The organism is Desulfamplus magnetovallimortis, from assembly GCF_900170035.1.
GTDB lineage: Bacteria > Desulfobacterota > Desulfobacteria > Desulfobacterales > Desulfobacteraceae > Desulfamplus > Desulfamplus magnetovallimortis.
On sequence record NZ_LT828552.1, the window covers coordinates 1 to 2,626 of the forward strand.

The following is a 2,626-nucleotide window of genomic DNA, read 5'->3' on the forward strand; positions in this document are numbered from 1 at the left end:
ATTTTTTCCTTACTAAAATACCTAAGCTTCTTGTCCCACCCTTTACGTTGGCAAAAAGAACAGTTTCCAGGGCAACCTCGACTTGTTTCCAGCAATGCTGAAGGAGCTAAGTGTGCTTTTTTGTTTAATCGCTTGCCCTTTATTTGTTCTTTATCCAATAGTTTCCTGTCTGGGAAAGGCACCCTTGATAAATCAGCTATTGTTCCCAGGCAGATAAAATTGTTCTTTATTTCACCTCCTACGAGAAATCCATTAATAATTTTTGGAAGCTCAACTTCTGGCTCACCGGAAACCGTGAGATCAAATCCCGGAATAGATTCATTAATAAGTGTACAGTGTTTTCCTATCGCAACGGTTAAAATCTCATCTCTGTGCTTTTTTGTTAATTGAGCAATCTTGAAGCCGTTAGAAAGGTTCGCAGATCTTTTCAAAGGAAAAGCATCAAGCTCAACAATTACACAATCAACATTGTCGATACTTTCATAAAATCTTTGCTCATCAAATTTCTCAACAGAATAGTCAACGAATTTTACCTGAAATTCCTGCTCCTTAAGGGATGAGGATAAGTATAAAAGCTGCAATGAGTAGCCAAAGCGGTAATCTTTGTCAAAATCGGGTTCGGGATAAACAAGAAGGATTGATTTATTCATTTACAGTTCCAAGGTGTTCATTGAGCATTTTTAATGCATACAAGCCCCAGGAAGCACCGTCCTCAATTTCATGAAATGCCCATATCCCATTTTTCAATTGATTGTCTTCCAGCCATTTAAGTGTGTTTTTGAACACATCAATTGAGACCATGTCTTTATGTCGCAACAATCCTAAGATGGCGATCGACGTACAAAAAACATCGCTTGCTACTGGGTGTTCTTTCCAAGGAGCAAAGCTGCCATCTTGTCGTTGATTCATGGAAAGCCATGAGACTGTTTCGCTTATTATTTTGCTGTCCTGCGGAACATATTCACTGGAAGAGAAAGCCATTAAAGTGTAGGCAGCTTTGTATGTAAGCGAGTTTATTTCTGATTTCCATAATTCTTCTAAGTTTTGCAAATAACATTGTTTTTGAAGTTGGGGGATCATAGCCAACAAAAGCCCCGATACCGGAATCCTTGACATATCCCTGGAAGACCGTCCCCATAAACCACTTTTGTTCGTGTTTGCTTCCAGATATTTTATCCCATTATCAATAATCTGTTGATGTGTATTTTCATCATAAAGAGATAGGAAAACGACGTTCCAGATAGTGTCTGTGATAGCAACCCAACCGCCATCTTTATTCTGTTCATTCTTGCAACGATCAATAATCCTCTTGGGTATACTACTGGATGAAAGTCCAGACATTAATAACAGGCTGGCAGTCTTGGTAATTCGTCGTAACTCTAAATCTTTGGTCAACATTTCCTTGAGCATAGCTCGTAAAGAAGCAGTAGCCTTTAACACTGATAAATTTGGTAGTTTATTTCCCATATTTCATGGTCTCGCTAATGTTTTTGTCTCTATAAAAACAATTAAGGGATCGGATATTTGTTATGCCAAAAAGCCACATTGCTAATCGCTCAATTCCGAGTCCAAATGATAAGATTTTTATGTTTGGCAATGGATTGAGATCTACATACCAATTTAGTTGGTCGCACAAATCAAGTTTTGCAAACTTGTAGCGCAAAAAAGATTCTCTCGTATCTCGTAGACATCCTTCTGCGACTTCACCTACACCGGGTGCCAAAAAATTCAATGAATAAGTGTAATTGTCATCAATTGGTAATGCAGACCAAGTAGAAATTTTCGATGGAAAATGGATAACCGTAGTAGGGCCGTTTTTTGCAATTTCACGCTCATGCTTTCCAAGTCCTTTGTTTAAAAGGCCATACTTACAATTCAAATCGGCGTATGAGACGACAGGTATTTCTTCAAAAGGCAACGCCTTTATTTGATCGGGAATTAATTTGTTTACTCGATTGAAAACGTCTGAAATAAAATTCGACAACTCACAAATCAGATCTTCAAAGCATTGGCCTAAAAATGACACTTCCAGCATGTCAAATTCAGAAAGGTGCTTGGATGTTTTTGATGGTTCCGCCCTGTAACATCTCTGTATAGAATAAACTTTTCCCATATTTGCAGCCATTACCGTAGAATATAAAGCATTGCTGGATGACAACCGGGCTTTTTTTCCAAAGAAGTCAATTTCAAAAATATCACCTTTGTTATTGCCGGGATGGATGCTGGGCAACCTGACTTCGAAAAAATTATTGTCAAAAAAATAGCTTCTTATTTGATTCAACAATATCGCATAGTTTTTTGCATTTGATGATTCAGGAATAGTGCCTTTATTGTTTTTCTCCACACCAACTATTTCTTTGGTGTAAATCTCACCATTTTGCTGATTTGTATTTATTGTTATGTAGTCGTTGTTTTTTAAGTTTTTAAGCTTATTGTAGCCGACCGCTTGGTCATGTGTTGCGACAATATTGAATGTTTCGGCCCCATGAGAAACCGTTAGAAAAGTTATCTTCCCCAAACATTTAATGTCTGTCACCATGCCAGATATGAATGATTCGTTTTTCACCCCAATCTCCAGTTTATCATTGTCTTTTTAGGGGTGAACGTTGGTGTGAAGCCTAACTTT

General features: G+C 37.8%; 3 protein-coding genes. All 3 read right to left on the reverse strand.

Going from position 1 to position 2,626, the window contains the following annotated elements:
- The coding region (locus tag MTBBW1_RS18730) for a radical SAM protein (protein ID WP_222424107.1) at nucleotides 1–650 on the reverse strand (650 nt) is incomplete at its 3' end.
- Complete coding sequence (locus MTBBW1_RS18735) at nucleotides 643–1,467, reverse strand: prenyltransferase/squalene oxidase repeat-containing protein (RefSeq protein WP_080805914.1); 825 nt, start codon at nucleotides 1,465–1,467, stop codon at nucleotides 643–645. The genes MTBBW1_RS18730 and MTBBW1_RS18735, both read right to left, overlap by 8 nt.
- Nucleotides 1,457–2,566, reverse strand: a complete 1,110-nt coding sequence (locus MTBBW1_RS18740) for an amino acid--tRNA ligase-related protein (RefSeq protein ID WP_080805916.1) — start codon at nucleotides 2,564–2,566, stop codon at nucleotides 1,457–1,459. The genes MTBBW1_RS18735 and MTBBW1_RS18740 overlap by 11 nt, the downstream gene beginning before the upstream one ends.
- Nucleotides 2,567–2,626: the final 60 nt, after the last annotated feature.

Excerpts from the sequence above, each read along its gene's own strand:
- MTBBW1_RS18735 (WP_080805914.1), bottom strand. The coding sequence starts at position 1,467 with ATGGGAAATAAACTACCAAATTTATCAGTGTTAAAGGCTACTGCTTCT.